Here is a 6,000-nt window from a genome sequence, read left to right on the forward strand (position 1 = left end):
TTCGTAAGCGTTTGGTTACTTGAATTTAGCATTTTAAACGGGGTCAATATGACAAACTATATTTTTATTACTGGTGGCGTAGTTTCTTCCTTAGGAAAGGGTATTGCTGCTGCATCTTTAGCGGCCATTCTTGAGGCACGCGGTCTTAGTGTTACATTAATTAAGCTTGACCCCTATATCAATGTTGATCCAGGAACTATGAGTCCATTCCAGCATGGTGAAGTTTTTGTTACCAATGATGGGGCTGAAACCGATCTGGATTTAGGACATTATGAACGTTTTGTGAATACAGTCATGACAAAACGTAATAATTTTACCTCGGGGAAAATTTACGAAACAGTCATTAAAAAAGAGCGTAAAGGGGATTATCTTGGCGGTACGGTGCAAGTGATTCCCCACATCACCAATGAGATTAAACGCAGCATTAAATTAGGTGCTGAAGGGTTTGATGTAGCGATGGTAGAAATTGGTGGTACTGTTGGGGATATTGAATCTTTGCCTTTTCTTGAAGCAATTCGACAAATGCGTATTGAATTGGGATCGCAAAGAGCAATCTTTCTGCATTTGACCTTGGTACCTTATATTGCTACTTCGGGTGAAACCAAAACCAAACCAACACAGCATTCAGTAAAAGAGTTACGTTCCATTGGTATTCAGCCGGATATTTTAATTTGTCGCTCTGAAAAAGCTTTATCCATAGCTGACAGAGCGAAAATTGCTTTATTTACTAATGTAGATAAAGATGCAGTGATTCCTTTGGAAGATGCCCTCAGTATTTATCAAATTCCTATGATTTTGCATGAGCAAGGTTTAGATGACATTGTAGTTAAAAAATTGGCTCTTAATGCCAAATCGGCTGATCTAAGGGAATGGCAGCGGGTTGTTGATATGCAAAAAACGCAAACTATGACTGTGAAGATTGCTCTGGTTGGCAAGTATATTGAACTCAATGATGCGTATAAGTCAATTAATGAAGCACTATTACATGCCGGTATTCATACACAAACCAAAGTAGAAATTGTCTATGTTGATGCTGAGCTTATTGAGACTCATGGCGCTACTTTATTAGAAAATGTTGATGCGATTTTGGTTCCCGGTGGCTTTGGTGAACGTGGTGTTGAAGGTAAGATTAAAGCGATTCAATATGCCCGTGAACATAAAGTGCCATTTTTAGGTATTTGTTTAGGAATGCAAACAGCAGTCATTGAGTTTGCGCGTAATGTTATTGGTTTGACTGGTGCTAATTCAACAGAATTTAATAAAGAAACCCCATATCCAGTTCTTGGTTTAATCAGTGAATGGATGGATGCTGATGGTTCGAAGAAGTTTCGCAATGAACACACTGATTTAGGTGGTACTATGCGTTTGGGAGCACAATTGTGTCACTTGGCTGAAGGTACTTTAGCACGCAAGGTTTATGATAAACCGCAAATTATTGAACGTCATCGGCATCGTTATGAAGTAAATGATAAATACGTTGAGAGCTTAATAGAGCATGGTTTAATTATTTCTGGACGTTCAGCGGATAATATGTTGGTGGAAATGGTTGAATTAGCAGATCATCCATGGTTCTTGGCCTGTCAATTTCATCCCGAATTTACTTCAACTCCAAGAAATAGTCATCCATTATTTAAACAATTTGTGCTTGCAGCACGGAACAAACATCAAGAAAAGGATAAGGCATGAAATTATGTGGATTTGAAGTAGGCTTAGATAAGCCTTTATTTTTAATAGCAGGTCCTTGTGTTATTGAAAGTGAAGAATTGGCGTTAGAAACTGCAGGGTATTTAAAAGAGCTTTGTAATCAGCTCAAGATTCCCTTTATTTATAAATCATCTTTTGATAAAGCCAATCGTTCGTCTTTATCCAGTTATCGTGGCCCAGGTTTCGAAAAGGGATTAACTATTTTGGAAAAGGTAAAGACGCAGATTGGTGTGCCTGTGTTAACGGATGTGCATGAAGATACGCCATTATTGGAAGTATCCAGTGTTGTTGATGTGTTACAAACGCCCGCGTTTTTATGTCGACAAACCAATTTTATTCAAAAAGTTGCGGCGATGAATAAGCCGGTAAATATTAAAAAAGGGCAGTTTTTGGCTCCTTGGGAAATGAAGCATGTGATTACCAAAGCGAAAGCCGGTGGTAATGAGCAGATTATGGCGTGTGAACGTGGTGTAAGTTTTGGTTATAATAATCTGGTTTCGGACATGCGTTCTTTAGCGATCATGCGTGAAACAGGCTGTCCTGTGGTTTATGACGCAACACACTCAGTGCAATTGCCTGGTGGGAACAATGGCGTGTCTGGTGGTCAACGAGAGTTTGTGCCAGTGCTTGCACGTGCGGCAGTTGCTGCAGGGATCGCAGGAATTTTTATGGAGACGCATCCGGATCCAGATAAGGCGTTAAGCGATGGTCCAAATAGTTGGCCTTTGGATAAAATGAAGCAGTTGTTGGAGTCTTTGATGGCTATTGATGTGGTATTTAAGAGCACGGGTGAGATTGCAATAGCCTAATTAAGGTAGGCTTTCTAGTTGTAAGCTGTACTTGCTCTTCTTCTCTGTTGGAAAAACCAGTCACGCGTTTACCCTTTACAAGAGGCATGTCTTTATACATTACTCGATGAAGTACGCCAGGTGAATGGCATACTAAAGCAACTGGCTTGCCTGAGTTGTAGAAAGATTCTATTAAATTGATTGAAATAGGACTTTCGGCAAGATCCCACAGAGGGCCATGCCCACCAACGTAAAATATAGTATCGAAATCTTCTGCCTTCATGTCGGCAAGTTTAGCTGTTTGAGAAAGCATTTTTTTTGCTTTATCGTCCTTCGTTGTTATAAAAACATAAAACAATAAGAATAACAGTGGCCTTCACCTAACCCCTCGCACCGCGAGAAAGTTTATCTATTTGTTTTGTTCGGTAAAAGGTCACGCGCCCTAGTATAAGGGCGCATGGAGGATATTTTAGAAAAATATGGTGAACTTTTACCCATGATATGCCAAATCTGATGTATTCAAATATTCACCTAAATCTGGTTTTGAATGGCCAGGTTTAAAAAATAAAGGATAAGATGAATGTTCTGCTTCAGGATGAACAACTGAGTGAATGTTATTATTTGATGGAATGTTTACCCATTTTTGTAAGTACGTTAGGGCTGATTTAGGCATAAGCAAAGAAGGGGATAAGTTAAATAATTTGGAAAGTAGTGTATACTGTTGTAATTTTTCTACATAATTAATCTGTTGCTCAAGAGAGTAGCGATTTAAATATTTACGCAAGACTGCTTTAATATGGGATATTTTTATTGAAGCGGTAGGTTGCCATTCCTTAATTGCAGCATCAACTTCTTTAGAGGGTTTTTTATAATCTATAACAATATGATTTATTGTTCTCAATAATCGTGTTGCATCGTTCTGAAACCATGTTAATGCATTGTTTTGGATGTTTAATATGTTCTGCTCATTGTCTTTCAAACCCTCTCCTGATGGATCCACAATACATCCATCTTCTTGACAGTAGATATGATAAAAAGTGAATCCGCCTGAATATTCTACATATTCCTTAAGAGTACGAAAATTAACAATATAACAGTCTATAGGAATGGCGTTTGTGTTTTTGGTAAAAAGTTGTGAGTTATATGGACAGCGAAAAAAATTCCTCGCTTTAAGCTCTAAAGCAACTTCTTCAGGGTCTTCAGATAGAATAAGAAAATCCAGATCGTGGTAGTTACTTGAGTTATCTGCTAATAAAGAGCGTACCGCACTACCCATGAGATAACATTTTCCAGATAGATCTTGTAACACCTCAAACGCATTGACAATAGGTGTTGGTAGTGGGCTCACTTGATAAGGGGCGTCAATCTTAACCTGCTTCATAACGTCCTCAACCGTTGGCAAAAACTGATTGAGCATACGTATATTATTTTTCACTATAATAAGCGTCTTGGCTTCTTTAGAAAGTTTTTCCCAAGAAAAGTCTTCTTCTTTAAACCAGGCTTTGAATCCATGTTTTTGGGTAATATCTTTTTTGGCTAATTTACCGCTTTTTATTAAACGCTCCTCCTTATCGTGCTGGTTTTTTAAGATTGTTTGTAGCTGGGTATGTATTTCTTGTAAAATAGATTTAGCCCAGTCATGTATTTCAAGAATCTTGGTACGTTTTTTGCCAGAGGTTAATTGGGTCAGGTTTTTATCTGTTTCTTTTATGATTAAACTTAAAAACTTAATACATTGTTTAAAATGAGATATTTTCTCATTAATTTGGTGATTTTTTACGTATTGAAATGCTTGTAATCGGTGATAATCTGCTTGAGCGAAATTATTTTTTAAGTTGGTCAGGTCATTATTTCCATTATGCATGTGTAGGGAAGGTTTAAGGATAGTTATACGCGAGTGGGGCTGTGCTAATTCTGTAGACGCTAATTTTTCTGCACTGACAATATGAGGTCCTAGTAGCTCTTCATCCTCAGTTTGTCTATCGTCGTTATGTTTCCATTTCTTCTCGGTATAAAAGCAATTTTTGTTTCTTTTGTTGCGTTTTTTTTCTTCCTTAAAAAAATTTAAATTTTCCTCAACTTGTTTTACAAACTCTTCCATCGCTTTTGTTTTTTCTTGTTCCATTTCTATTTCTACTAATCTTTTTCTATTTATTTCCTCCTTGTATTCATTAATATTTTTTAAATATTGAGACAATGCAATTTCTGCTTTTTCAACTTCATTTTTCATTTCAGATGAATATGGTATTAAACGTTTCATGAGCATTAATGTGTTTGCAAATTCATTTGTCCAAAGTTCTGCTTTTTGACAGTCTTTTTTATTTATCAAAAAACGGCAATATTCATCTAGTTGGTTTATTATTGCATTTAAAGTTCCCACTTCTTGGGTCATATTTGCTTGATAATCTGCAAAATTTAAATTAGCACCCGTTAAAATATCAAGTATTTTTGGAGAAATCCGGTTTATGTTTTTGATGATATTTATGCAATACTCAAATTCACTGATTTTGAAAGAATTTTGAAAAATTTTTGTAAAACTCTGATGGTATGCTGTAACCTGGTATTGTAATAAAAGTAATATGTCATTATAGTTGAGAGTTTTGTTTGAGCTAAGGAATTCTTCAATTAATTGATAAATCTCATCGGCATTATTTTTCTTTTTAGCTTGAGTTAATATTTCTTGTAAAGGATAGTTAGATCCGGATGAAGGGCAGAATTGATAAATCCCTTTTCTTAGCAGAGGAATTGTGTTTTTATATTCCTCTACTTCGTCTCCCTCTGGTGTGGATAAAAAATCTGAATAATGTTTATTAAGTAAATACTCAGCGGTATCAATATACTTATGTGCGATGCTGGCTAATGGTGGTATTTCCTTTTTTTTGAAATTACTTTGATGCGAAATATAACTTAAATATAGAGTCGCCATCTTGATGTGCAGAATAAATAATACCCAATTAACTGTAGTCAACTTTTCGATAGCGTCTTTTAAAACTCTTGTATGTATTATTTTATATTGTTCTGTATGCTCTTTTTGCGGAAGGGCAAGATATTTGCTTAAATCCTTATTTAATTCAGCCAATTGGTTAACTAATTTAGTATTTTCATTTTCATGGGTCTCTATGATTTTTTTTAATACATTTTGTCTGAGGAATCGAACACTTGGAATAAGTTCATCCTGCTTGGATATATGTTTCCTTGCTTCTTCTAATGTGTTTAAGTAATCTGGGCGTGGGGTAAACTTTTCTTCTAATTTCTTTTGCATCATTATTTCCTGTAAACTCAAGATGATAAATAAGGCGTGGGTTTAATAATTATCTATTAAGACAAAAAAATATATGAATTGGATAAAATTCATCTGTATATTATCATGCCACTTTATGAGCAGTAAACATTAAAATAGCTCAAGGGTACACATTGCTCAAATTTGTTTTACTTGAAAAGAGTATCAATATGATTGCTCATTGCTCATTGCTCATTGCTCATTGCTCATTGCTCATTGCTCATTGCT

At 35.8% G+C, this 6,000-nt stretch carries 4 protein-coding genes; 2 read left to right on the forward strand and 2 right to left on the reverse strand.

The window, feature by feature from the left end:
• Window positions 1-48: 48 nt before the first annotated feature.
• Window positions 49-1,686: a CTP synthase gene (locus tag QM652_RS09445; RefSeq protein ID WP_415075143.1), complete on the forward strand. Its 1,638-nt coding sequence runs from the start codon at window positions 49-51 to the stop codon at window positions 1,684-1,686.
• Window positions 1,683-2,513 carry a 3-deoxy-8-phosphooctulonate synthase gene (gene kdsA / locus QM652_RS09450; protein ID WP_415075145.1) on the forward strand — a complete coding sequence of 277 codons (831 nt, stop codon included), beginning with the start codon at window positions 1,683-1,685 and terminating at the stop codon, window positions 2,511-2,513. Before QM652_RS09445 ends, kdsA begins: the two co-directional genes overlap by 4 nt.
• Here kdsA and QM652_RS09455 read toward each other — a convergent pair.
• The gene (locus QM652_RS09455) at window positions 2,482-2,805 is read right to left on the reverse strand and encodes a DJ-1/PfpI family protein (protein WP_415075147.1); all 324 of its coding nucleotides are present in this window, start codon (window positions 2,803-2,805) and stop codon (window positions 2,482-2,484) included. The genes kdsA and QM652_RS09455 overlap by 32 nt on opposite strands.
• Before the next feature lie 177 nt (window positions 2,806-2,982).
• Window positions 2,983-5,757 (reverse strand): hypothetical protein, encoded by a 2,775-nt coding sequence (locus QM652_RS09460; RefSeq protein ID WP_415075149.1) that lies wholly within the window; start codon window positions 5,755-5,757, stop codon window positions 2,983-2,985.
• Window positions 5,758-6,000 lie beyond the last annotated feature (243 nt).

Source organism: Legionella sp. (assembly GCF_047605385.1).
Taxonomy (GTDB): Bacteria; Pseudomonadota; Gammaproteobacteria; order Legionellales; family Legionellaceae; genus Legionella.